Raw genomic sequence first — 23,286 nt, 5'->3', positions numbered from 1 at the left:
GACTCAGTACCCCATAAACGGAATGTCCCCGTCAGTTATTTCAGCAGAAAAGAGAAGCCCGACTGAGATGAGAAAAACCGGGGCAAGAATGATGCTCAGTACAGCAGCAACAGGCAAAGAAACAATGGCCTGGTGTCCGGCTCCTGAGAGTATGATGAGAAGGATGCCGGAGATGATGGCAATTAACTGGACATAGCGTTTTTTCATGATCAGATCACCAGGACTATCTCAGTCACCCGCAGGAAGAGCAGGAGCGAACTGAAGTGGATCATCAGGACAAATGGTGCACCCTGTGCCCTGATGATCTCAGCTTTACCGATATACAGCGGGGCGATACCTTCTCCCATTACTCCGAGTATGAGCAATGCTTTTGCAAGAAGCGGGACAGCTCCCATACCTGCAAGCGTCCAGATGGAGAGCGTTCCAGTAGTTGCAAGGATGATTGCTGCTGAGCCAAAAAGAGGGACAGTAGCGATCATCGCAACGATTCCGTACTGGAATGCGGCATTCAGAACGTGGCGGTTTCCGGCTGATGCAACGATTGCGATGTTTGTAATCCCGACCAGAACTGCAAAGAGGGTGAAGTTGAAGACATCGCCTGTGACAACTGCCCCCAGTGTGGCACAGCCACAGGCAATTGCCATAAACCTCGAGAATCTGGTGTCGCTTTCCTTAATCTCTTTTGCATAGTATGCGTCCCCGCCGAAGACGATATTCAACTGTCGCTCAGGGCGGTCAAATGCTGATATAAGGATAAAGACCACGACAAATGCAGCAAGTGTTGCAGTGTATACGCTGAAGAACGGGACGATATCTCCAAAGGGTAGAGCAAAGAGCTCTGCCCCTTCGATATTTTGGTCAAACATCGGATTCACCCCGCATTGTGCCGATGAGTGAGAGTTTTGCGGTTACTTTGATGAGGATTGCGCCACCCGCAATCATCACGGCAAGGAACCACTGGGATGGGAAGATCAGGATGATAAAGAATGCAGCTATCCACGCAACCCATGCATATCCGCTCACGGTCTCGATCAGCTCGAAGCGTTCCTGGTGCCCTTTACAAACGAGATAGAAGATGACACCAAGCCCCGCAACAGCACCGCCTGAAAATCCGGAGAGGATGATCCCATATATTACAAGGATTGAAGCAAGTATCGCCGGTGCACTCTGGAGCACCTCGATGTCAAGGATTCGTGAGGGGCTGTTTTTTTGTAGCCCCTCTTTCACCAGATAAATCTCTGCAAGCGCCATCAGTTTTGAGATGGTGACAACAAGTCCCGGGAGGATCAGTGCCTCGGCAAGGTCGGTTCCGACAAGCGCAATTAAAAAGAGCGCCATCACAGAGGCGAGATCAGTGAGGAGAAGCCTGTGCAGGTCATCTGTCTCTTTCAGGAAGGAGAAGAAGGCGATGATGATGCAGAGAGAAGCTGCAATCATCCCGGTATGGAATGTATCGATCATTCGTTCTCCCTCCTTCGGAAGAGGTAAGCGGCAACGGCAAAACCGACAAAGAGAATTGTGGTCTCAACGACCGTATCAAGGCCTCGTGTTGCATAGAGGATCTCGTCGATGATCCCTCCGGGATGGGCTACGATAGTTGTTCCCATATGCTGAGTCGCCCCGGCGAGAGCAAACGAAAGTGGGGTGAGATATGCCGTGATATATCCAAGATATGGTGAATTCTCTGGATACTCTGCTGCCACTGTCGTTGTTCCGAAGGGGATGCCGCCACGATCGTAAGGATCAAGCGGACTATCGCGATCGATAAACTTTGGATACAGGCGATCGCCATGATAATCCAGAGATGGGATACTAACCATACCGGCTAGTATCACGATAATCACCAGTACGCCATAGACCCGCGAAAGGTTTGTGAAGTTTGAGAGAATCCCGGATAGTTTGCGGATTATCATGGTATCCCCTCTTTCTTTTCTATGACCCGTACAAACAGGAATGTTGAGATGGCTGTGACTGCAATAAATGTCAGGAGTGCTATTGTTTCGTCAAAGGAAAGCATCACCAGGAGGATTCCAAATGCCGGGAGTTCGAGATTTATTAATCGGGTGATGTAATCTTTCGGACTTGGCCATGCGGTTGCGACAGTCCCGAGTATGATGAGCCCAAAACCGATAATAAACTCTGCATTCATCGAACGTCCCTCCCGAGCAGGAGAAGAACCAGAATGGTTGTTATTGGGATGACAAGGCAGATGACGATTGCAACATCAAGATAGCCACGCATAACGATGAGTGGAATGACTCCCGCAGAGAGGAGTGAGAGGCCGATAAGTTTATCAAAGGGATTCTTCCAGAGGGCTGTTGAAACAGCTCCAAGAAAGATCAGTCCCGCAAGGGCGAAGGTAATGATCTGCTCGATCATTTTGGCTTCCTCCGTGCGTATGCGCTTGCAATCGCATTTGCTTCAAGGGTGGATCCGACAAAGTATGCAGCGGCGGCAACAAGGGTGAGCGGGTGAGGGAGGATAAAGACGATTAATCCGGCTATCCCAAAATTCATGACATTCACAAATGGTAGCCTGAGCAGGGTATTTCGTTCTAAAACAGTCCTGATTGCACCATAGAGGGCAATAATCAGGCAGATAGCAGCTGCAATCAGGCCCTCCACCTCCAGATGTACCCAATCAGCCTGCTGGCATGGGTATGGGAGAGCCCCTGTATCGTGAGGATGGCGAGAACCATACCTGCGATGAAATCCGATGCCAGAAACCCAACCTGCATGAATCCGGCAACCACAAATGTTGCAATCAATGCTCCGCTCGTCCCTGCATATCCTTTATCATGGCAGATCCGGTTTCCTATGTAGACGAGAATGGCAGCTGCGAATCCCCCAGGGATGCCTGCTACAAAAACCCCACAGGCGGCAAGCAATGTTCCTGCCGACGCATCAGGTGAGCAGACGATATTGCCCATCATCCATCCGCCATGCTGATCCCCACCGCGGCCTGCAATTGCTTTTCCAATTGCATCTGCGCCGCTTACACCCCCTGTCTGGGGAAGGCGCCAGAATATATCGATCGATAGAAAGAGTATCCATGCGATGACGGCGGCAACCACTATTCTTCCGAACTCTTCAAGCATGGTGCATCAGAATTGAAACGTTATATCTGCACATGAATAGTAAAACCTTCTGATATTGGCAATTGGTTTTCGGTACATCTGGTTATCTTATTACCTATTGAGGAGAATCACTCTGTTATATGGGTGGGAACTATCCTGACAGATATGTCATAATGATGATAGGCGCGATCATGGTCGCCGCCGCCCTTGCTTTCTGGCAGCTGATTGGCGTGATCATTCTTGCAGGCACTCTTGCAGTTGTTCTTCTTCCCATTCACCGGAGTTTTATAAGGGTGATCAATCCGGCTGTCTCGTCATTCCTGATCGCAACGCTTGTTCTTCTTGTGGTTACTTCTGCAATTGGCTTCACAATAACAATTTTTTATACGCACTCTGAATATATCTCTTATATAATCAATACAATCCTTGAATGGGTCTCCTCATTGGCTGCAACAGGTACTCCCACAGTCGGGCAGAGCGAGATGAATGAGTGGATCATGCTCCAGCTCGACACGTTCTCGGAATGGACATCAGCCCTGGTTTACCAGGCACCGATGATCCTTGTCAAGTGTGTGGTTTTTTTAATGGCCCTCATGGCATTCATCTACAAAGGGGATGAGATCTACACAGAGATCGTCGAGTCGCTCCCTGGCCGCCTCTCCTCTGGAGTAAAGGAGATCTCAACGACTGCGGTTGGAACTCTGTATGCGATCTATGTCGTTCATGTAATTACCGCAGTCATCACATTTCTCCTCGCAATTCCATTTTTCTATTTCCTCGGCTATGATTACGTCCTCTTTTATGCGACTATTGCCGGACTGTTCCAGCTTATTCCGATCCTTGGGCCCTCCCTCCTGATGATCTTCCTTGCAATATATGCACTATCCATCGGGGATCTGAGAGGTGCGGCCCTTATCGCTTTAATAGGCTATCCGATCGTCTGTGCAGTTCCGGATCTTATCTTCCGCCCTCTTATCATGGGAATGCGTGCCAAGCTAAATCCTCTCCTGATGTGGATCGGTTTTTTTGGCGGACTTGCAGTGATGGGACTCATCGGATTTATCCTGGGTCCGCTCATCATCGCGCTTGTCGTATCCGGTTATGTGGTCATGATCCGGGAGCTGAAAGCTGCAAAAACAGAGGAGAATGCAGTGGCTTAGAGAATGTACCGGCTATTGTGTGATAGTGGTACGTTGATTGGAAAAAGATGTCATATGGATGTTGAAGGGAGCGTTGAACAGAGGAAATTCCTATCTCTTCCATCCATCGCCATGTCATCATTTTCCCTCCCTCAAAAGGTATTGCAGAATAATCGAGGCTTCTATTTTTATCTTTTGAAGGCACATATACGTGGTGCATTACGTAATGCAGATTCTTTTTGGATTTACCAGTGAGCAAGGGTTGTTAGGCCAGGCCAAAGGCACTGTGCTTAGGAATCTGCACGAAGTAAGGCACAAGGAAACCAGTGCGTGAGTAGCCGAGCGGGTCAAAGGCGCAGGATTTAGGGTCCTGTCTCGTAGGGGTTCGCAGGTTCAAATCCTGCCTCACGCATCCGAGGATGACACAAAGAGTGTCCTCCTGATTTACATCTATGACAATACTTGATGAAAATTGTATTAATTGGACTTAAAACAACTAATCTACGGCATTAATGACCTGAATATAATTTCAACCGAATTCGTTGCAGGAGCCGATCGCCGATTATGCACCGTTCCTATAAGCCCTGTCAAATCCACAGACAGGCTCACATGTTTCAATCCTGACAAAAGCAGAATTCTGGGTTAGAACCGAGACCCCGCAGACCGGGCAGGTATAATCATCAGGAAGATCCTCAAATGATGTTCCAGGCTCTATTCCGCGTCGCGGATCGCCCCGTTCCGGATCATAAATAAAGCCGCAAACAAGGCATCGAAATGAATCCAGCTCTTCCATACTCTTTCAAAGACGTCAGTAATGATAAAAATTCCTCTGGAAAACGAGAGAAAACGATAAAAATGCTGTATTTTAATTAATTATAGGTCATTCCGCGGATCTCGCGCCCCGTCTGCCCATCAATATATATTCTCCGCTCTCCAGAGTCCGATGCCACAATTGCCTCATAAACCGGGTAATATATCACCTTCATCTTTGTGATCTCGGCTGTTGGCTCAAGTCCCTTGACAATCTTCCTGAGGTCATCCTCCGTAATAGCTGGACCTCTGCATTCACCTGAGGGTGTTGTAAGTCTGGTTGTAAACGATTGGTGAAGATTGGAGAGTTTTGGGATCGGATGGTCGAGGAGGGGCAGATAGATTACTGCCCCTTCCTCGCTCTTCATCGTGGTAATACGTTTCTGTTTCTGGAGGCTTTTGAGCGCTTTCTTTACATCTCCTGGCATAAGACCAGCATCTGCCTCAATCTCAAGAGCAGTCAGACCGGCTGGCGTCAGGTTTTTCAGGATGGCAACAGATGCTTCATCCAGCCCGATCAGCTCGGCAAAACCCGGCCGAACCATGAAGCCGTTTGTGAGATCAACCCTCTCTCCATGAAATCCTTCCAGGATAAATGACGCTCTCCTCGTTGTTTTCTTCAGAATACCTCCTAGGTACTTCACCTCAACGGATAGAAGAGGCCAGGAGATCCTTTCCATTGCTGTAATCCGATCAAGATACCTGCGTCTCCAGAAACTTTTTCTACAGAGGCTCTGCACCGCCCTGAGCGCTTCATCTCGTTCCAGAAGTGTAGGAACTGCGTTTTTTGTCTCATCATCCTCATCAGTCGGAAAGGCTGGGATTAGTTCAGAATCTTCCTCATCAACGAGAAGAGGTTCAGGAGGAAGTTGGGATCTCTCCGGTTTTGCCTCCGGTACCAGGACCGTATCCGTTTCTCTCATCTCAGGAGGGCGGCCCGGAAGGATCTGTGGTGTCACACCCCGGTGCTGCGTCTCTCTTTCTCCAAACTTCATCAGGGTCTTCTCTCTGACAAGTCCTCCCATTACAAAGAATTCGCCAGGGTCAAGGGTGATCAGCTCTTCGACTTCTTTTCGTGAATCAAAGAAATGAGAGACCGCCTTGAGATCATTGTCAATGGTCAGCTTGCCGATGATCTGGTTATTGCACTGGCTGAGCACATTCTTCTGAACCAGCGAGGGGCGCTGGGTTGCCACCAGAAGGCCAAGGCCGCGTTTTCTCCCACGGCGTGAGATCTCTTCGATCATCTTGATGGAATCACGGGATTGAGGGATGAACTTATCAGCTTCCTCCACAATGAGCAGAAACGGCCTTCTCAGTTCAGACTCAAGTTCATAGAGGATATTTACGAGGGCTGTTGCTTTTACCCGCATATCCACTTCAGATACATCAAAGACAATAAATCGTGATGATATGATTGCTTCACGCATTATCGAATGGAGATCGACAGATTCGATATCGTAATCGCAACTTTCGTCTGATCCGATCCAGATGATCGGGAAGCGATCCTTGAGAGAGAAGTATTCTCCTTCGGTATCTATTAAACAGAACCCGATATATGACCTGCAGAGATGTTCACAAAGAACTGCTATTCCCCAGCTCTTTCCGGCTCCTGACTGTGCGATAACACATGTCCTTCCCGTGACAATCTCCTGGGCACTGATTCCGAGATCTCTATCGCCTACCCGTCCAACACCCAGATCCATACTATCCACAGAGAATGGATCTGAGAAAGAGTTAATATTTGGGTATGACCGGTATGGCGAAGATACTTATTCTAAATAATCCACACTCAATCAACATGGCTATTGTTATCGGATCCGGTGCCGGAGGTGCAGCAACAGCCAGGTATCTTGCTGGGTCAGGACATGATGTTCTTGTGATCGAACGGGGGCCTGCTGTTTTTGAAAAGGATGCCGGAGCATACTACGCAAATGTGGATGCCGGTGTCCGGCTGATGCGCACCTTCTGCCTTGGCGGAACAACCATGGTCTCTGGCGGCAATGCCCTCCGCTGCCTTGAGTATGAGTTCCGTGAAAATGGTATCGATCTGAATCGCCATTATGCTGCCATTGAGGAAGATCTTGCCGTACGGGTGCTACCTGATGAACTGCTTGGCGAAGGCACACGAAGGCTGATGGATGCTGCTCAAAGAATCGGATTTGATGTGAAGCGGATGCCGAAGTTCATTAATCCGGATCTCTGCAGAAAAGACGGGCTCTGTAGTTTTGGCTGCCCCCATAATGCCCGATGGTCTGCAATAAGGTTCATCCGGATTGCAGAAGAGCACGGAGCAGAGGTGATAACTGATAAAAAGGCGGATGAGGTGATCATCCGGCATGGCGAAGTAGCTGGTGTGCGGTGTGGAACTGAGATCTTTAAAGACGATCTTATCGTACTTGCCGCAGGGGCGCTAGAAACTCCCACATTTTTACGAGCGCTCTTGCTTCCGACATCTCCCCTCTTTGCAGATACCTTCATTTCCATTGGCGGTCTGCTCCCGGGGATTGGGATGAACCGGGATGTTCCAATGGGATCCTATATACCCTTTGATGGCGGGATGATCCTCACCCACTACTCGCGTCCCCTGCATGCTCTCATGAATAATAGGGGGATTTTAGCAAAGCCTGAAGATATCCTTGGAATGATGGTAAAGATCAAAGATGAGGATGCGGGATCAGTGAACGATACAATCCATAAAAGCGTCTCTGTGCAGGATGCGGTGCGACTCATAGCTGGATCTGCATATGCTGCATCCATACTTGCGGAGGCTGGATCTGATCCGTCAACATTTGTAACCGCACCTCTCCGGGGCTCGCACCCCTGTGGAACCGCGAGAATCGGAGTCTCTGTTGATACAAATCTGGAGACTGCTATCCCGGGCCTCTATGTCACCGATGCTTCGGTTCTGCCAACTGCGCCGGGAGCACCGCCAATCCTTGCGATCATCTCGCTTGCACGGTATGCAGCAGAAAAAATGAACAGATAAGAAGGTGAATCAGAGGAACTCACGATCATTCATGTATGGTCTGAGAACTTCCGGAATTTCAACAGATCCGTCTTCATACTGGTAATTTTCCAGGATGGCACGGATAGTCCTCGAGGTTGCAACCTCAGTTGAGTTGAGGGTATGAATATGGTATTTCGTCTCGAAATCGTCAGGATCACGCATCCTCATACCAAGTCGGACAGCCTGGTATGATGTGCAGTTTGAACAGGACACAACTTCCCGGTATGCCTCTTCCCGCGGCATCCATACCTCGATATCATACTTCTTGGCAGCAACTGTTCCAATGTCGCCTGTACATATGAGAACGACATGGTAGGGGAGCCCGAGGTTTGTATAGAGCTCTTCAGCATTGGCAAGGAGCTCCTCATGGAGGCGGGGCGAGTCATCCGGCTTACAGAAGACAAACTGTTCGACTTTATGGAACTGGTGGACCCGGAAGAGCCCTTTTGTATCGATGCCATGCGACCCGATCTCCTTCCTGAAACAGGGGGACAGGCCTGCCAGCTTGAGGGGGAGGGTCTTTTCTTCAAAGATCTCGTTCTGGTACATCGCACAAATGGGGTGTTCGCTCGTTGCGATCAGGTATGAATCAGAATCTTCGATCTTATACATCACATCCTCAAAATCGGAGAGATCGGTTACGCCTTCATAGGATGTGCGGTTCATCATATACGGGGGGATAACCGGTGTAAAGCCCTTGTTTACCAGGAGATCGATTGCATATCTCTGGAGTGCCATATCAAGGAGTGCAAGGCTTCCCTTCAGGTACGAGAAACCGGCACCTGATGCCCGTGCTGCCCGTTCAAAATCAGCCCAGCCTTTCTCAACAGCGAGCTGGCCATGATTTTTAATAGGAAATGCAAAATCCCGTTTTGCTCCGACCTGCCGTATCTCAACATTTCCGCTCTCATCAATGCCGACGGGAACAGTCTCATCGAGAATATTCGGGAGTCGCATCAGGTAGTACCTGACCTTCTCTTCTGCATCATTTTTTACCGAGTCGAGTTCTTTTATCTTATCTGGGAGTGACTTTGCCTCTTCCAACAGCGCCGATGTATCATGGCCGGCTTTCCGCTCGGCATTAATATCACGAGAGATGGTGTTTCTTCTCTGGCGAAGCTGATCGATCTCAACCTTCAGTTCCCGGACTTTCCTGTCGGTTTCTAACAGTTCATCAACCCAGGCAAGTTTCTCCTGATCATTTCTTTTGATCAAATCTGCCCTGACAATATCCGGCTCTGACCGTATGAATTTTATATCAAGCACGTATTCCACCCTCTTCTGAAGAGAATATATATGATCTCTGTAGGCAAGGTGTTTATGGTTTTCACCGGAAATCTTTGGAATGGAAAAGGATCAATTGCACTATCTGTCTGAAACAGGTTCCGCGCATCTATCACGGATTAATTAAAAAAAAGTATTAGAACCGGGGTTTCCGGTGCTTTGGAAGGCAGTCACGGCAATAGACCGGTCTGCCCTCTGTTGGCTTAAAGGGGACTTCACATTCGCAACCACAGTCTGCGCAGACTGCTTTTGACATCTCACGAGGACCATCAAATCTTCTTGGGCCGCCGAAATTACCCCGGCCGCCAAAATTTCTTCCTTCCATTGTATAGCTCATGCAGCTTTTTTAGTTCTGCAAATAATATTGGTTATTTTAGTATAAAAAACCCTCATACGAAAACACTCAAATCCGGTGCATTTATCGTAAGAATATGCTGAGGATTATGCTTCAATAACATTCAGTCAGAATGTTAATAATTTATTGAGGCAGCAATAGTGCCAGAAAAAAAGGTTAGAACCGGGGTTTCCGGTGCTTTGGGAGGCAGTCACGGCAATAGACTGGCCTGCCCTCTGTTGGCTTGAAAGGGACTTCACATTCGCAACCGCAATCTGAACAGATTGCCTTTGACATCTCACGAGGACCATCAAATCTTCTTGGGCCGCCGAAGTTACCCCGGCCGCCAAAATTTCTTCCTTCCATTGTATATCTCATGCAGTTGTAGGTTCTGCAAATAATTATTGAATCCAGGACTATAAAAGATCATCCCTGAATAAACCACATCATTTATGATTATCCTATTATTTCTTCTCGATTGCCTTTTTTGCAGCCTCAGCAATCTCACCTACAGTCTTCTGGAGATCGTCTCCTATCTTCCGGGTCTTAGCCTCAATATGATCACGCCCTTCTTGTGTGAGAAAGAGCTTTTTACCCAGTATAACGACACTTTCAATCGTCATCTCGACATTCTTTGAGGTTAACTGTATCAGGTCTTCAATTGTCGGTTTTTTTGTCTTCGTCTCTTCGGCCTTTTCTGAATGGGCAGGTTCGGTGTCCGGCTCTTCATCGATGACAAATCTACCCTGTACAAACCGCCCCTTCTTTTCGTCTGTTATCATAGGGAACACTTAGATGCTGTCATTATTGAAACCTTCGAATCAGTCCAGCTGCTTCTGTTGCGAATGCCGGTAAAATGCAGAGTCAAGCAGCATTTTCAGCTCTTCTGGGTTGGTGATCAGGGGGAGGCATGATCCCACCCTACAGGGGTATGCGGTCGGCTCTATGGAATCTTGTGAAAAATCCATTACTTTTGGCAGTATTTCAGCCGATGATCGCACATCCGGGGAGAGATGCAGATGAGTGATGAGAGGGTTCTGTGAGGATCGTATCGCTTCGGAGAAGACCTTCGGGCTACCTGTTGTGATGATATCAAGAGCAGCAGAAGAGAGATGAAACAATGAACTGATACTGTGAATATATGCCTGCGGATGGTGCAGGAGAGCCGGACGTATACGTCCCATGATGGCATGAGCTATATCTCCGAACTCCTGATTACCGGTGATCCGATAAAGGAGGAGAAGGTTGTGCAGCATGACGGCATTCCCGGAAGGCCCCGCAGAATCCTCTGTATCACGTGTCCGGAAGAGGGCATGTCCCTCCTCCTCAAACCAGAACCAGCTGCCATCCGGGTTGTAAAAGAGGGAAACAACCGCCTCTGTATAGCTGATAGCCTTGAGGAGATACTCTGTATTCTGTGTTGCCTGATGGAGCTCTATTGAAGCAGCAATCATCTCAGCGTAATCTGGCAGAAATGCAGGAGATATGATAGACCCATTCATTCTGGCGTGGAAAAGAGCTTCATCTGATTCATTGATCACAATCTGAATAGTGGAATATGCCTCCGTGGCCATTTGAATCAGGTCAGGTTCATTCATCCGGAATCCGGCACCCGCAAGGGCGCCGATGATCATTGCATTTGTATCGAGGAGGATCTTCTCGTCACGGAATGGGCGGGAGCGGCGTTTACGGGCATCGGCAAACGTTTCTCTCACCCTCTTCAGCCATATTGGATCGACAGCATCCAAATGAAGCGCCAGTGGTCTTCTCTCGGTCTCACTTGCATCTCCAAGCAGGAGATCACAGGCTTGTTTTCCATCATCATGATTGAAGAGTGATCGAATCTCCTTTTTTGACCAGAGATAGAAAGCCCCTTCCTCACCTCCGCTCTCGGCATCCTCTGCTGTATAGAATAGACCTTCAGGTGAGGTGAGATCGGATCTGATGTATGCGGCAATACGGAGCGCCTCTGCTTTCAGGAGGGGATCGCCGGTGATCCGGTACCCCTCCGAAAACGCATGCAGAAGAAGGGCCTGATCGGTTGCCATCTTCTCATAGTGGGGTATCATCCATTGGCGGTCAGTTGTGTACCGGTGAAAACCTCCCCCAATCTGATCGTTTATACTCCCCTTTCTCATTGTATGGAGTGTTTTTTGGGCCATCTCTGTCGCATCATGAATCCTGGCGACTCCACCATATCGAAGCAGAAACGAGATGAGATGGGGTGAGGGGAACTTCATTCGCTCTCCAAAACCGCCATATTCCTGATCAAATGAAGTCAGAAGGGCAGCATATGCAGTATCCAGGGGATCATCGATTAGGTCTGTCATCTCCGGCACCAGGATATCCCCTGCCAGGTACGACTGCACCGCCTCTTCGACACGCCTGCCAAGGCGTTCTGCCTCATCCCGTCTCTCATGCCAGAGCTCCCAGATTCGATCAAGGATCTGGAGAAGCCCGGCACTTCCATAACGGGGCTCTTTCGGAATATATGTCCCGGCAAAGAATGGGCGCTTATCCGGAGTGAGGACAAGGGTGAGTGGCCAGCCACCGCCGCCAGTCATCAGCTGGCAGGAGATCATTGCTATCCGATCAATATCGGGACGCTCCTCACGATCCACCTTTACCGCAATAAACCTGCCTGAGAGTGCCTCTGCCACCTGCTGACTAGAGAACGACTCCCTGTTCATAACATGGCACCAGTGGCAGGTTGAATATCCTACTGAAAGAAAGACCGGAATATCCGCTTCCCGTGCCTTCTCAAATGCCTCATCAGAGAACGGGTGCCATTCAACAGGATTCTCTGCATGCTGACGGAGATAGGGACTCTTCTCATCTACAAGCCGGTTTGCCATACCGGATAAAGGATGCTCATATACTATGAAACCTCTCGCGGTGTCCAAGAGAAATCTGTATATAGCTCAATTGAGTATTATATTTCTATGGATAGACGTGTATTTACTTTTTATCTGGCATTTTTCCTCCTTTTGACTGGATGTACAGTTTTTGCAGGTTGTGTTGGCGAGGAGACGAATCAACAGGCTCAGCCTGGAACAGCCACCCCAACCCCAACACCGAGGGCAGAACCCCCAAATGATGGTGCTGTTTATTTCTCTGGAGCCGGAGATCAGAAAACTGTAATGCCCCTTTCATCCGGTGTACACCTCTTGACATTCGAAATTGAGAAGACGGATGGATCAGAGCCTGTTGCATCAAAAGTCTCTATTTCAAGCGAGAAAGATGACATTATGGTTGAAGGTAATTATACTGCTGAAGTTCGACCTGATGCTATCATTGACGGGAATTACCGCTGGACATATGCATTTATGCTTTCTGAGGATGCCAATACAACAGTTGAAGTCAGCCAGCTGGCTCCATGGACACTTCACTTCGGTGTCCCGAAGATGATCAATGGGATCCCGCCTCAGACATTTTCTGGTATCGGCAACACAGCAACCCCCTTCTTCATGATTCCTGCTGGAAATTATAGCTGTCAAATCAAGGGTGAGAATATGACCGTCATCAGTGTGGAACTGATGGATTATAATGGCACTATGCTTATGGATGGTGACTTAGTGGCACCGTTAGCATTCCATGGGCTACGAAATGACGACTTTGAACTCTATGTCGGGGATTATGCAACAACGGTTCCGGTTACAATCAAAGAAGGCGACAATTATCTCTTCAACATCGTCTGTGACGGCAGCTGGTCTGTTGAGTTCTCACCCGTAAAATAGATACGTCGCATGGAGAATGGGAAAGATCTCTTTTCTCTCCCAAACAATCGTTTTAATTGAAGTTATATGCCTCTTTTGGAATAAGTATCTCAAACTGCGCCCCTTCACCGGGAGTACCCGTCTCCCTCATGGTTATTCCGGTGATAGCGAGGATCTCACGGGAGAGGAAGAGTCCAAAACCGGTATTTTTACCAAATCCACGTTTAAATATGGTCTCTTTTAGATTCTCCTCGATCCCGGCCCCGTTATCTCGCCATATCAGATGAAGCCCATCATCGCTCCGGCGGCAGTCAATTGTCACGGCGGTAGCATGCTCTCCATGGCGAATGGTATTATCAAGAAGGTTTGAAAAAACCCTTTCAAGCATCGAATCTCCAAAGAGGGAGAGACTGGTGCAGTTATTCGTGATTGTTACCGGACCCTTTGATTTCGGAATGAGTGCGGTAAGTTCCTGCCATTCCGGCTCACTGACACCAAGGTTCTCATAGAGGCGGGTAAACTCGATATGGCGCTGTATTGTTCTGCCTGCTTCGCCTGCCCTGGCCAGGTATTTCTCCACCTCAGTATCATTACTGGTCTCTTCTGCAAAATCCAGATTGCCAAGTAGTACCATAACCTCATTGAGTATGTCATGCCTGGTGATACTGGAGAGGAGTTGGAGCTTTTTGTTCGCTATTCGAACGGCTTCCTCAGCAATTTTTCGCTCGGTGATATCGTGAAAAATGCCTCTGGTTCTTCTTTTTCCATTATAGACAAATGAATTCACATTTCCTTCGATTTGGATCGGACGCCGATCTTTTGTGAGAAATGCCGCCTGAACTCCGTTTACAGCTTTTCCTGAGAGCACCTCCTGAAATGTGCTCTGGCAATGATCCAAAGAATCAGGATGAATGATATCAAAGAGTGAAAGGTTCTCAATCTCCTTATCTGAATAACCCATCTTCTCTTTCCATGTCTTGTTAATAAAGATAAAATGACCCTCTTCATCCACACTCTGGATCATCACATTTGCATTATCGAAGAAGTCACGATAGCGTTCCTCACTCAATCGAAGCTCCATCTCGATTCGCTTCTGATTCGTAATATCCCTGCTCGATCCAACGATATGCGTAACTCTTCCATCCCGGATAACAGGTGTCAGGAGTGTCTCCCATGTCTTTTCACCTGCTGGAAGGTTGAGTGTCTCTTCATAGATGATCGGGCCGTTTGTTTCGAGACACCGCTGGTAGTTCGCTGATATAACCGATCCAGCCTGTTTACCCAGAAGCTCTTCCGGTGTCTTTTCGTGTAATGTCTCTGTGGTTAGTCCGGTTGCAGTCTCATGTGCGAGATTGTTGCGGATGAACCGGAACTCTCCATCATCAGTCACCCTTATCAGGAATATGCAATCCTGTGTTCCATTAAAGACCGTCTCGTATTCGGTGGAGAGTGCCCTGATCTCCTCTTCAGCACGTTTTCTTTCGGTTATATCAGTGAGTTGCTCAATGATGAAGATCACCTCAGAATCATCATCAAGAACCGGGTAGGATCTGCAATCCAGATATGCATCCAGCTCAGAAATGTATTTTTCCACTCGCTCAAGTTTCTTTGACCAAAGAGCCTTCTCTGTCGCACAGATATCACACTGTCGGGCGCGTCCGATTAACTCATAACAATGTCTGCCTTTCACCTCCTCAGGTCTCATATTAAGAAATGAGTATCCAGCCTGATTATAATAGACAATTTTGTGATCGGGTGTCTGAATGCCGATAATATCTGGTATGGCATCAAGCGTGGCCTGAAGGAGGCGTCTGTTTGTTTCAACATCCCTCTCCCTCCTTCTCTTCAATGCAGCATCTCTGATCCTGTTCTTTATAATGACAGCTATGCTGGCCGGATTCTCCGACTTCCGGATATAATCAACTGCCCCCTGATTATAAGCCTGAATGATCATATCGGTATCATTGTGGCTTGAAAGAATGATACATGGCGTTTTGTCTTCTTTCTGTTTCAAATGACGAAGTATTCCTGTTCCTTCGTTACCTGTCAGCTGATACTCTGATATAATAACATCAAAGTGAAATGTCTCAAGGAGCTCTTTTACTTCCTCATTACGTGCAGTTGCGACAATAATATCGCCATCTTCTTCTATTAATTTCCTGTATATCTGCCGCAAGGCATTATCATCTTCAATATAGAGAGCTGAAATGAGATTTGGATCGGCCGGCATATTCAGCATGAGGAGTTATTCTGTATTAATTCTTCTTCTATTATGTATTCCTCATCGAATACTTCATCATCCTCGCTAACCATTGAAACGGTATGCAGTTTATTGGCAGACAATTCATGGAGAAGACCCGGTATTTGCATCTGACACCCTCAGATCAGCAGATGGGTGAAACACCCCCTCCCCTCGAAAAACCATATCCTCATGATGGAATACGTATCCGGTTACAACCGGCAGATCAGGTCTTCCTTCCCGAACACAATCTTCTTGATCTTATCGAAAGCCGCCGTTCAATACGCACCTATTCCCAAAAAGCACTGACACAGAAGGAGCTTGCATACCTTCTCTGGTCAACCCAGGGGATTATGGATAGCAGGGCACCCTACTTTACTCTCCGGACCGTTCCATCAGCCGGTGGCCGTCACGCATGTGAGACCTACCTCCTGATCAACCGTGTGGAGGGACTTACACCCGGCCTGTACCGGTATCTTGCCTTCTCCCACGAACTGCTTGAGATCGATACCGTTTCTGGTATCACAGACAATGTAATGGCTGCCTGTCTTGGACAGCCGTTTGTCAGATCATCTGCTGTTACGTTCATCTGGTCATGTATCATCTATCGCATGAGCTGGCGGTATAGCGAACGGGCATACCGGCTTGTCCACCTCGATGCCGGCCATATCTGCCAGAATCTCTACCTTGCAGGAGAGGAGATCGGCTGCGGAACATGTGCAATAGGGGCATTTGATGATGAGGAAATGGCACGGATTATCGGGGCAGACGGGGTGGAGGAGTTTGTTATCTACCTGGCAACGGTCGGGAAGAAGAAAAAATAGTGGTAAGATGTGGCATCCGGAAAATCAGGAGTCTCCTTGTGTTTTCCACCTGTCAGAGATATGGAGAAGAGTTAACAAATTCTGATGGAAAAGGGATTATTAGACAAGAGTTAAACCCCAAGCTCTTCTCTCATCGCCCCATAATCCTCTGAAAGCCTCCTCGCAAGAATTGCAACATATTTCCCCTGCCAGCAGGCACCGGCACGCTCATTTTCTGAAGGCCAGCGCTCATTGGCCCCTCCTGCTATTGTTGATGCACCATATGGCGAACAGCCAGTGAGCTCATCGTTCCGTGTCTGGCCGGAAAAGCCATAGGGAAGTCCGGCAATCACCATGCCATGATGGAGGAGAGTGATGTGGGTTGAGAGGAGTGTTGACTCCTGCCCCCCGTGCTGGGTTCCCGAGCTGGTAAAGGCGCTTCCCACTTTGCCAAGAAGCACGTTTCTCTGCCAGAGGCCTCCAGTTGCATCAAGGAACTGTCGCATCTGGCCGCACATATTCCCAAACCGGGTAGGTGTGCCGAAGATGATTGCATCTGCATCAGTCAGATCTTCACGAGTGCAGAGAGGAATTTTTGAGAACTCTTCCAGAAAATCCGAGGCTCCCATTTTTTCAATCACCTCTTCAGGCAGGGTTTCTGGCACGCGGCGGAGAATAGGCTCTCCTCCTCCAAGGCGGACTCCTTCCGCAATAGCTTCTGCCATTCTGTGGACATGGCCAAATAGTGAATAATAGACGATCAGGACAGTTGTCATGTGAATCAGAAATCTATCTGGCTATCAGAGTAATGAATGCTTCTGGCGACAGATGATCAGATTTTGTCAGACTATACCTGGAAGATGTCCTGGAAAAAATCAGAAAAGATCACAATCAGAGAAGTGCTGCGAGGGGGATCCGAACCCCCGACCTCCAGATATCCCAGATGATGGCGCCTTCGATTGCTCAAAACCCTATGAGTCTGGCGCCCTAACCAGCTAGGCCACCGCAGCATCTGATGTTCGCACGGGTTGTGCATAATAAGAAGGTTGCCTGCTCGTAAATAGCTTACCATATGGCTTTTGTAGATCTGAAATCCGGAATTTTTTCAAAAAATGAAAGAAATCGAAAAAGAGTCGATAAGAATACTTTTTTAGTCTTATTTTCCCTTATTCATATGCTGGAGATAGACATTGATTGCGGCTGTAACCGCAGCCGTCTCCTTCCCCTGACGCAGGGAAGCGGCCAGTGTCTGCATGCGTGACTCTTCATCGCGATAATAGCTCTGGAGATTCCGCATAATCTGCTGATCAGTTAAGAAATGGGTGTGTGTATTGCCCTGTATAAACTGCCGGTTGTGCATCAGGGAATGGTGAAGTGGCAATGTTGTTTTGACACCCAGGATCACATATTCATAAATGGCTCTCCGCATCCGTTCAATTGCCTCAATCCTGGTAAGACCATAGGCACAGAGTTTTGAGATCATCGAATCATATTGCGGCGGGATCGCATACCCGACATGGATACCCGAATCCACCCTGATACCTGGCCCGCCGGGAGAGCGGTACCGGACGATCTTGCCCGGGTCTGCAGTAAAATCATTCAGGGGATCTTCTGCATTGATCCTGCATTCGATTGCATGACCACGAAGAGAAATCTCATCCTGTTCATATGCAAGCGGTTCACCGGATGCTATTGCAAGCTGCTGGCGGACAATATCGACACCTGTTACCATCTCGGAGATGGTATGCTCTACCTGAAGGCGGGTATTCATCTCCATAAAATAATATTCGCCCTCAAAATAGAGGAATTCCACAGTCCCGGCATTGGTATAGTTGCAGACTTTCGCAACCGTCAATGCCGAGTCGGTCATCTTCTCCCGAAGATCCTGCGTCATGATCGGGCATGGAGCCTCCTCAACGAGCTTCTGGTGTCGCCTCTGGATCGAACACTCGCGTTCATAGAGGTGTATCCCATGCCCGTCATAATCAGAGAGCACCTGGACCTCAATATGGCGGGGTTTATCAAGATATTTCTCGATAAAAATAGTAGGATCACCAAAAGCGGACTGCGCAATACGCATCCCTTTCTCGATCGCCTCGGCAATCCCTGAACTGTCCCAGACGATCTGCATCCCGATGCCCCCACCACCGGCGCTCGCTTTCACAATCACCGGATATCCAATCTCTTCGGCAAATGCGATGCCTGCCTCACTTGAAGTGACGCCCCCTTTTGTCCAGGGGAGAACAGGAACCCCGGCAGCACTCATCGCCTCTTTTGAGTCGAGTTTGGATCCCATCATATGAATTGTCTTTGAAGAGGGTCCAATGAATGTGAGATTCGACTGCTCCACTTGTTCGGCAAAGTGATAATTCTCTGCCAAAAAACCATATCCCGGATGAATCGCTTCTGCCTCACAGAGTGTTGCAATCTCGATAATTCGATTCTGGTTCAGATAACTTTTCGAGGGATGGGCCTCTCCTATGTGAAATGCCTCATCGGCATATTTCACATGGAGTGCATTTTTATCCGGAGTCGAATAAATCGCAACTGTTTCAATACCCAGTTCCCTGCAGGCACGCATGACGCGGATTGCTATCTCGCCCCGGTTTGCAATGAGCACCTTATCAAAGTAGGTCATTGGATCACCAGCAAAATATCCCCGTTCTGGACCACTGCACCGGCATCGACGAATATTTCTGCGACTTTTCCATCTACAGGGCTCTGGATTGGATTCTCCATCTTCATCGCTTCAAGAACGACCAGAGTATCCCCTTTCTTCACCTCCTGACCGAGGCTCACTTTGATATCGAGGACCATCCCCTGCATATTGCTCTTGATGCCGCCCGGGAGATCGCCACGGGGGATATGTGATTTTGTTGAGCTTCCAACCGGTGCCGACAATGCACTTCCTTCAACAGAGACGATACGGACAGAGAAGATCTCTCCATCAACTTCAACTTCCATTGCGTGAGGGAAATCAACAGGGTTTGTCCCCTCCTTTTTTGGGACAGGGATGACTTCAGCGGTCTTCTCTCCCTTGAGAAATGCCGGGGCAATGGCCGGATAGAGGATATATGTCAGCACATCCTCTTCTTTCCTGATGAGACCCATGCCGGCTGCTTCCTCCTTCATGCTCTCATATATTGGCCCCAGCAGATCCGCCGGACGTACCGTGATCATCTCCTCCCCATCGATGATCTGTTGCCGGATTGCATCAGGAATTATTGCGGGGGGACGACCATACAGTCCCCGTACATAGTCCTTTACTTCTTTTGTGACATTCAGGTAACGGCCACCCATCAGGACATTGAGTACTGCCTGTGTACCAACGATCTGGCTTGTCGGAGTGACAAGCGGCGGATAACCGAGATCCTCCCTCACATGTGGAATCTCATCGAAGACCGCCTGAAGTTTATCGATTGCATCCTGTTCCTTAAGCTGGGAGACGAGGTTTGAGATCATCCCCCCTGGCAGCTGATAGACAAGTACATCGCTGTCGATCCGCTCTGAGATAGGATCGACGAGTGCATTATATTTCTTCCTGACATCCATGCAGAGATTTCTGACATTCCGGAGTGCAAGCAGATCGATTCCTGTCTCACGAGGTGTGCCGATCACCGAGGCAATGACACTCTCGGTAGCAGGCTGTGATGTTCCGAATGCAAATGGCGACATCGCCGTATCCAGAATGTCAACCCCCGCCTCAATTGCCGCCTGGTAACTCATCGGAGCAATACCACTTGTGGAGTGGCTATGGAGATCAACCAGAACATCCACTCTTTTCTTTATCCCCTGGATAAGTTCACGGGTGGTCTCTGGCATGATCAGCCCTGCCATATCCTTGATACAGATCGAATCGCATCCAAGCGAATACAGCTCTTCAGCCATATCAATGAATGTGGGTATGGAATGCACCGGGCTCGTCGTATAGGAGATGGCCCCCTGCACATGTGCGCCGAGATCGGAGGCGGCCTTAATGGAGCTCTTCATATTCCGGATATCGTTCAATGCATCAAATATCCTGAAGATATCAACTCCATTTGAGTGGGCTGCCGTGACAAATCGTTCCACAACGTCATCAGGGTAATGCCTGTATCCGACAAGATTCTGGCCTCTCAGGAGCATCTGAATCGGAGTATCCGGCAGCACTTCCTTGAGTGAACGAAGACGCATCCATGGATCGTCATTTAAAAAGCGGATACAGCTATCAAATGTAGCACCGCCCCATGCCTCAACAGAAAAAAAACCGATCTTATTGATCTCCTTTGCTATCGGAATCATATCTTCTGTCTGAAGGCGGGTTGCGATGAGCGATTGATGTGCATCCCTCAGCGTGGTATCAGTGATGTATATTCTCGAATCTTTTGATTGCGTCATCTAAACACCTCGTGGGCTGAGGAATTGTAAAAATCGAGCCTCTCAAAAATTACACCTGATAGTATAAATAACTCACCAAAAAGACATAAAACTATAAAATAGCGGAATAACAGCAATTAAAGCAAGCAGGACATCTCTTTTTCCTTGTTGGAATAATGGTGTATATGTGCCGCCTCCAGTAAAGCCCCTGAGTGCAAGAAGCATGGCCGTCTCCTCTGATCGGCGTATGTGCATGAGCAGCAAAGAAATTGCCGCAGGAATAAAAGTTTTCAATCCAATATTTTGGCCTTTTATTGCATAAGCCCTTTGTATGTGCCTGATATCCATTCTTGCAAGATTAATGCCCTGCATTGCCATCTCAGCCGCAAGGCCGATATCAAAGCCCTTACGATCAGATCCTGCCCAGACGAAGATATCAAGCATCTCCCCACTCCGGTAGTCAGCATACACCCAGAATGAGATGAGTAGGATAACACCCATCCTGATACCATAGGATAACCCGCCACCGGTAAATAATTCAGTTACGATTGCAGGCAGCAGGATCAGCATCCCGAATGCGAATATAAGGTGCCTGTCTGGAAATCTGAAGCGTCCCCATGCAGCCGCCACCCACCAGAGAAGTGCAAGAATAGCTCCTCCAACAGAGAGAAATGCCCCCAGTGAAAGCATGGCCACGGAGAAGAGCCTGATGCGCCCGTCTCGAAAAACAGGCAATCCATCCTCTTCTTCTGCCTGTCTCTCACATACCCTTTCCGGGATTGATGGAACAGTATCTGCCACATAGAGAGAGCCGTTTTGCATATAGAGATGATATCCATGCTCCGGGAGGATCTCACGTTCATGAGTAAAGATGATGGTAATGCCGGATGATCGGCTATCAATCTTCATGCAGAGCCATTTTTTCATTTCTGTGTCAAGGGATGAGAACGGCTCATCAAGAATGAGGAGATCGGTATCTTTCGCAAAAATTAATGCGAGATTAAGCCTTTTTAACTCGCCTCGTGAGAGGTGAAGCGGGTCACGCTCCCACATTGTTTCGGGTAGTATGGATCTGTCAATTATATCCGGATCAACGCCCCAGGATCGGATCTCGTCCCAAACAGTTGCACCCGTGACATGATATTCCGGAAACTGCAGTGAGATGGCATCAGTTGTAATGCCTGCTCGAACAACTTTACCCATGTCCGGTGCAAGATATCCTGACAGGAGGAGAGAGAGTGTGCTCTTCCCCGATCCAATTGGTCCGGTGATCAGGTAGATGCCGGGTTCAAATTCATGTTTCACAGTGAGATTGAATGATCCCTGGCGATGCCTGAGTCCATCTGCGATAAGCTTCATTTTAGATCCCTTCCCAGGATATCTGCCCATTTTCAAGGATGACCACCTGATCTGAGTGGGATGCATTATCCCTGTACTGGCTGCTCTGAAGGACATGCCGGGGGGATACTGTTCGAATTGCCTCCTGAACTCTCCTGGCTGTCTCTCTATCAAGATGTGAATCTGCTTCATCGATAACAAGCAGGATGGGATCAGTTACAAGGGCGCAGGCGAGGCAGACAAGGATCTTCTCTCCCCCGGATAAAGAACGGGTTTTTCTATGAAGAAGATGGGTGATCTGAAGGACTTCTGCAATCTCCCCGGTGCGTTCCTCAATTTGATCGATTGGATTGTGGCGGAACCTCAGTGGTGCTGCGATCTCATTGAATACTTCGTCAAAGAGGATGTTCCTGTCGGGAAATTCTGAAACCCACCCGATATCAAGTGTTCGTGGGGATTTCTCATCTATCCTCACCAGGCCCTTATCCGGGAGAAGCACGCCTGCGCAAAGGGAGAGTAATGTCGTCTTTCCGGCCCCATTTCGTCCGAAAACTGATGTAATTCCTTCAGGAATTTCAAAATAAGGAATTGAGAGTATGCCATGGGAAAGGTTCTCAATTGTGATCATGGAATCCTTTTACCTATCATAAGTGCCGCAGTTGATTTTAGAATATCACCCGGGATAAAGGGAATTGCACCGATCATGATTGCGGCAAAAACAGGCATCCCTGTTGAAACAGAGAGCCACGCAATACCGATTGTATAAATGGCGATTGTAGCTGCTACAACTCCGGTAATACCAGAATATTTCCAGGATTTTTCAAAGAAGAAGCCTGCGATTATGGCTGCGGGAATAAAACCAATGATATAGCCCCCTGTGGGTCCAAGGAGAACTCCTATTCCGGCAGTTCCGTTATGAAACACAGGGAAGTTGCAGATCCCAAGGAGAAGATACAGGGCGGCAGGCAATACTGCATATCTCTTCATCACAATTGCAGCCAGCAGGAGAAAGAGTGTCTGGAGGGTGAAGGGGACTAGTGGGAGAAATGGAATTGTAATGGATATCCAGCCTCCTATTGCAATAAGTGCGGTGAATGCAGCGGTTTTTGTCAGAACTCTTGCATATTCGATATTGCCGTACATCATCAACCTGATTATGATATGCTGGTTGACGATAAAAA

General features: G+C 48.3%; 26 protein-coding genes and 2 tRNA genes. 5 read left to right on the top strand and 23 right to left on the bottom strand.

The genetic code is table 11. The annotated features are described in order from the left end of the window. Positions 1–3: 3 nt before the first annotated feature. Genes FTO68_RS01515 through ehaB form a run of 8 tightly spaced genes read right to left on the bottom strand, consistent with a single transcriptional unit; the run spans position 4 to position 3,097 of the window. Positions 4–207 (bottom strand): hypothetical protein, encoded by a 204-nt coding sequence (locus FTO68_RS01515; protein ID WP_255331586.1) that lies wholly within the window; start codon positions 205–207, stop codon positions 4–6. Positions 208–209: 2 nt separating this feature from the next. Then, positions 210–866, bottom strand: a complete 657-nt coding sequence (locus tag FTO68_RS01510) for a hypothetical protein (RefSeq protein WP_255331585.1) — start codon at positions 864–866, stop codon at positions 210–212. Further along, positions 859–1,461 (bottom strand): EhaG family protein, encoded by a 603-nt coding sequence (locus tag FTO68_RS01505; protein ID WP_255331584.1) that lies wholly within the window; start codon positions 1,459–1,461, stop codon positions 859–861. Before FTO68_RS01505 ends, FTO68_RS01510 begins: the two co-directional genes overlap by 8 nt. Next, positions 1,458–1,913, bottom strand: coding sequence for an EhaF family protein (locus FTO68_RS01500; RefSeq protein ID WP_255331583.1), 456 nt, complete (start codon positions 1,911–1,913; stop codon positions 1,458–1,460). Before FTO68_RS01500 ends, FTO68_RS01505 begins: the two co-directional genes overlap by 4 nt. Next, complete coding sequence (locus FTO68_RS01495) at positions 1,910–2,149, bottom strand: EhaE family protein (RefSeq protein ID WP_255331582.1); 240 nt, start codon at positions 2,147–2,149, stop codon at positions 1,910–1,912. The genes FTO68_RS01500 and FTO68_RS01495 overlap by 4 nt, the downstream gene beginning before the upstream one ends. Then, positions 2,146–2,379, bottom strand: a complete 234-nt coding sequence (locus tag FTO68_RS01490) for an EhaD family protein (protein WP_255331581.1) — start codon at positions 2,377–2,379, stop codon at positions 2,146–2,148. The genes FTO68_RS01495 and FTO68_RS01490 overlap by 4 nt, the downstream gene beginning before the upstream one ends. Further along, positions 2,376–2,624, bottom strand: coding sequence for an EhaC family protein (locus tag FTO68_RS01485; RefSeq protein WP_255331580.1), 249 nt, complete (start codon positions 2,622–2,624; stop codon positions 2,376–2,378). The genes FTO68_RS01490 and FTO68_RS01485 overlap by 4 nt, the downstream gene beginning before the upstream one ends. Next, a complete protein-coding gene (ehaB, locus tag FTO68_RS01480; RefSeq protein ID WP_255331579.1) occupies positions 2,612–3,097 on the bottom strand; it encodes a [NiFe]-hydrogenase-3-type subunit EhaB in 486 nt (161 codons plus the stop codon). The genes FTO68_RS01485 and ehaB overlap by 13 nt, the downstream gene beginning before the upstream one ends. 119 nt (positions 3,098–3,216) lie before the next feature. On the opposite strand from ehaB, the gene FTO68_RS01475 reads away from it, so the two are divergent. Both FTO68_RS01475 and FTO68_RS01470 read left to right on the top strand, forming a co-directional pair. Beyond that, the gene (locus FTO68_RS01475) at positions 3,217–4,236 is read left to right on the top strand and encodes an AI-2E family transporter (RefSeq protein ID WP_255331578.1); all 1,020 of its coding nucleotides are present in this window, start codon (positions 3,217–3,219) and stop codon (positions 4,234–4,236) included. A gap of 307 nt (positions 4,237–4,543) precedes the next feature. Then, a tRNA-Leu gene (locus FTO68_RS01470) sits at positions 4,544–4,627 on the top strand. A gap of 150 nt (positions 4,628–4,777) precedes the next feature. On the opposite strand, the gene FTO68_RS11840 is transcribed toward FTO68_RS01470, so the two are convergent. After that, positions 4,778–5,008, bottom strand: a complete 231-nt coding sequence (locus tag FTO68_RS11840) for a rubredoxin (RefSeq protein ID WP_304364178.1) — start codon at positions 5,006–5,008, stop codon at positions 4,778–4,780. Positions 5,009–5,084: 76 nt separating this feature from the next. Further along, on the bottom strand, positions 5,085–6,731 hold the full coding sequence (locus FTO68_RS01460) for an ATP-binding protein (RefSeq protein ID WP_255331577.1): 1,647 nt from the start codon (positions 6,729–6,731) through the stop codon (positions 5,085–5,087). Positions 6,732–6,826: 95 nt separating this feature from the next. Between FTO68_RS01460 and FTO68_RS01455 the strand changes: the two genes are divergently transcribed. Continuing rightward, the gene (locus FTO68_RS01455) at positions 6,827–8,014 is read left to right on the top strand and encodes an FAD-dependent oxidoreductase (RefSeq protein ID WP_255331576.1); all 1,188 of its coding nucleotides are present in this window, start codon (positions 6,827–6,829) and stop codon (positions 8,012–8,014) included. 9 nt (positions 8,015–8,023) lie between these two features. Here the strand turns inward: FTO68_RS01455 and serS are convergent, their stop codons facing one another. From serS to FTO68_RS01430, 5 genes are all read right to left on the bottom strand, one after another. Beyond that, a complete protein-coding gene (gene serS / locus FTO68_RS01450; RefSeq protein ID WP_255331575.1) occupies positions 8,024–9,301 on the bottom strand; it encodes a serine--tRNA ligase in 1,278 nt (425 codons plus the stop codon). A 154-nt stretch (positions 9,302–9,455) separates the two neighbouring features. Next, entirely contained in the window at positions 9,456–9,656 is a 201-nt protein-coding gene (locus FTO68_RS01445) for a CxxC-x17-CxxC domain-containing protein (protein WP_255331574.1), read from the bottom strand. Between the two features lie 174 nt (positions 9,657–9,830). Further along, complete coding sequence (locus FTO68_RS01440; RefSeq protein WP_255331573.1) at positions 9,831–10,019, bottom strand: CxxC-x17-CxxC domain-containing protein; 189 nt, start codon at positions 10,017–10,019, stop codon at positions 9,831–9,833. Positions 10,020–10,117: 98 nt separating this feature from the next. After that, complete coding sequence (locus tag FTO68_RS01435) at positions 10,118–10,435, bottom strand: hypothetical protein (RefSeq protein ID WP_255331572.1); 318 nt, start codon at positions 10,433–10,435, stop codon at positions 10,118–10,120. 39 nt (positions 10,436–10,474) lie between these two features. Next, the gene (locus tag FTO68_RS01430) at positions 10,475–12,508 is read right to left on the bottom strand and encodes a thioredoxin domain-containing protein (RefSeq protein WP_255331571.1); all 2,034 of its coding nucleotides are present in this window, start codon (positions 12,506–12,508) and stop codon (positions 10,475–10,477) included. 87 nt (positions 12,509–12,595) lie between these two features. Between FTO68_RS01430 and FTO68_RS01425 the strand changes: the two genes are divergently transcribed. Beyond that, the gene (locus tag FTO68_RS01425; RefSeq protein ID WP_255331570.1) at positions 12,596–13,390 is read left to right on the top strand and encodes a hypothetical protein; all 795 of its coding nucleotides are present in this window, start codon (positions 12,596–12,598) and stop codon (positions 13,388–13,390) included. Between the two features lie 52 nt (positions 13,391–13,442). Here FTO68_RS01425 and FTO68_RS01420 read toward each other — a convergent pair whose 3' ends face one another. Continuing rightward, positions 13,443–15,599 (bottom strand): PAS domain S-box protein, encoded by a 2,157-nt coding sequence (locus FTO68_RS01420; RefSeq protein WP_255331569.1) that lies wholly within the window; start codon positions 15,597–15,599, stop codon positions 13,443–13,445. Between the two features lie 92 nt (positions 15,600–15,691). On the opposite strand from FTO68_RS01420, the gene FTO68_RS01415 reads away from it, so the two are divergent. Continuing rightward, on the top strand, positions 15,692–16,432 hold the full coding sequence (locus FTO68_RS01415; RefSeq protein WP_255331568.1) for a SagB/ThcOx family dehydrogenase: 741 nt from the start codon (positions 15,692–15,694) through the stop codon (positions 16,430–16,432). A gap of 110 nt (positions 16,433–16,542) precedes the next feature. Here FTO68_RS01415 and wrbA read toward each other — a convergent pair whose 3' ends face one another. From wrbA to FTO68_RS01380, 7 genes are all read right to left on the bottom strand, one after another. After that, positions 16,543–17,187 carry an NAD(P)H:quinone oxidoreductase gene (gene wrbA, locus FTO68_RS01410; protein WP_255331567.1) on the bottom strand — a complete coding sequence of 215 codons (645 nt, stop codon included), beginning with the start codon at positions 17,185–17,187 and terminating at the stop codon, positions 16,543–16,545. A gap of 124 nt (positions 17,188–17,311) precedes the next feature. Next, positions 17,312–17,421: transfer RNA gene (locus FTO68_RS01405), tRNA-Met, on the bottom strand. 146 nt (positions 17,422–17,567) lie between these two features. Beyond that, positions 17,568–19,049 carry an acetyl-CoA carboxylase biotin carboxylase subunit gene (locus FTO68_RS01400; RefSeq protein WP_255331566.1) on the bottom strand — a complete coding sequence of 494 codons (1,482 nt, stop codon included), beginning with the start codon at positions 19,047–19,049 and terminating at the stop codon, positions 17,568–17,570. After that, on the bottom strand, positions 19,046–20,788 hold the full coding sequence (locus tag FTO68_RS01395; protein WP_255331565.1) for a pyruvate/oxaloacetate carboxyltransferase: 1,743 nt from the start codon (positions 20,786–20,788) through the stop codon (positions 19,046–19,048). Before FTO68_RS01395 ends, FTO68_RS01400 begins: the two co-directional genes overlap by 4 nt. Before the next feature lie 72 nt (positions 20,789–20,860). Next, the gene (locus FTO68_RS01390; protein ID WP_255331564.1) at positions 20,861–22,126 is read right to left on the bottom strand and encodes an ATP-binding cassette domain-containing protein; all 1,266 of its coding nucleotides are present in this window, start codon (positions 22,124–22,126) and stop codon (positions 20,861–20,863) included. 1 nt (position 22,127) lies between these two features. Beyond that, complete coding sequence (locus FTO68_RS01385; protein ID WP_255331563.1) at positions 22,128–22,733, bottom strand: ATP-binding cassette domain-containing protein; 606 nt, start codon at positions 22,731–22,733, stop codon at positions 22,128–22,130. After that, positions 22,730–23,251 carry a biotin transporter BioY gene (locus FTO68_RS01380; RefSeq protein WP_368659863.1) on the bottom strand — a complete coding sequence of 174 codons (522 nt, stop codon included), beginning with the start codon at positions 23,249–23,251 and terminating at the stop codon, positions 22,730–22,732. Before FTO68_RS01380 ends, FTO68_RS01385 begins: the two co-directional genes overlap by 4 nt. Positions 23,252–23,286: the final 35 nt, after the last annotated feature.

Source organism: Methanocalculus taiwanensis, from assembly GCF_024372745.1.
GTDB classification, from domain to species: Archaea; Halobacteriota; Methanomicrobia; order Methanomicrobiales; family Methanocorpusculaceae; genus Methanocalculus; species Methanocalculus taiwanensis.
Note: the sequence above shows the minus strand (reverse complement) of the source record. Positions and strands in the feature narration are given on the sequence as shown.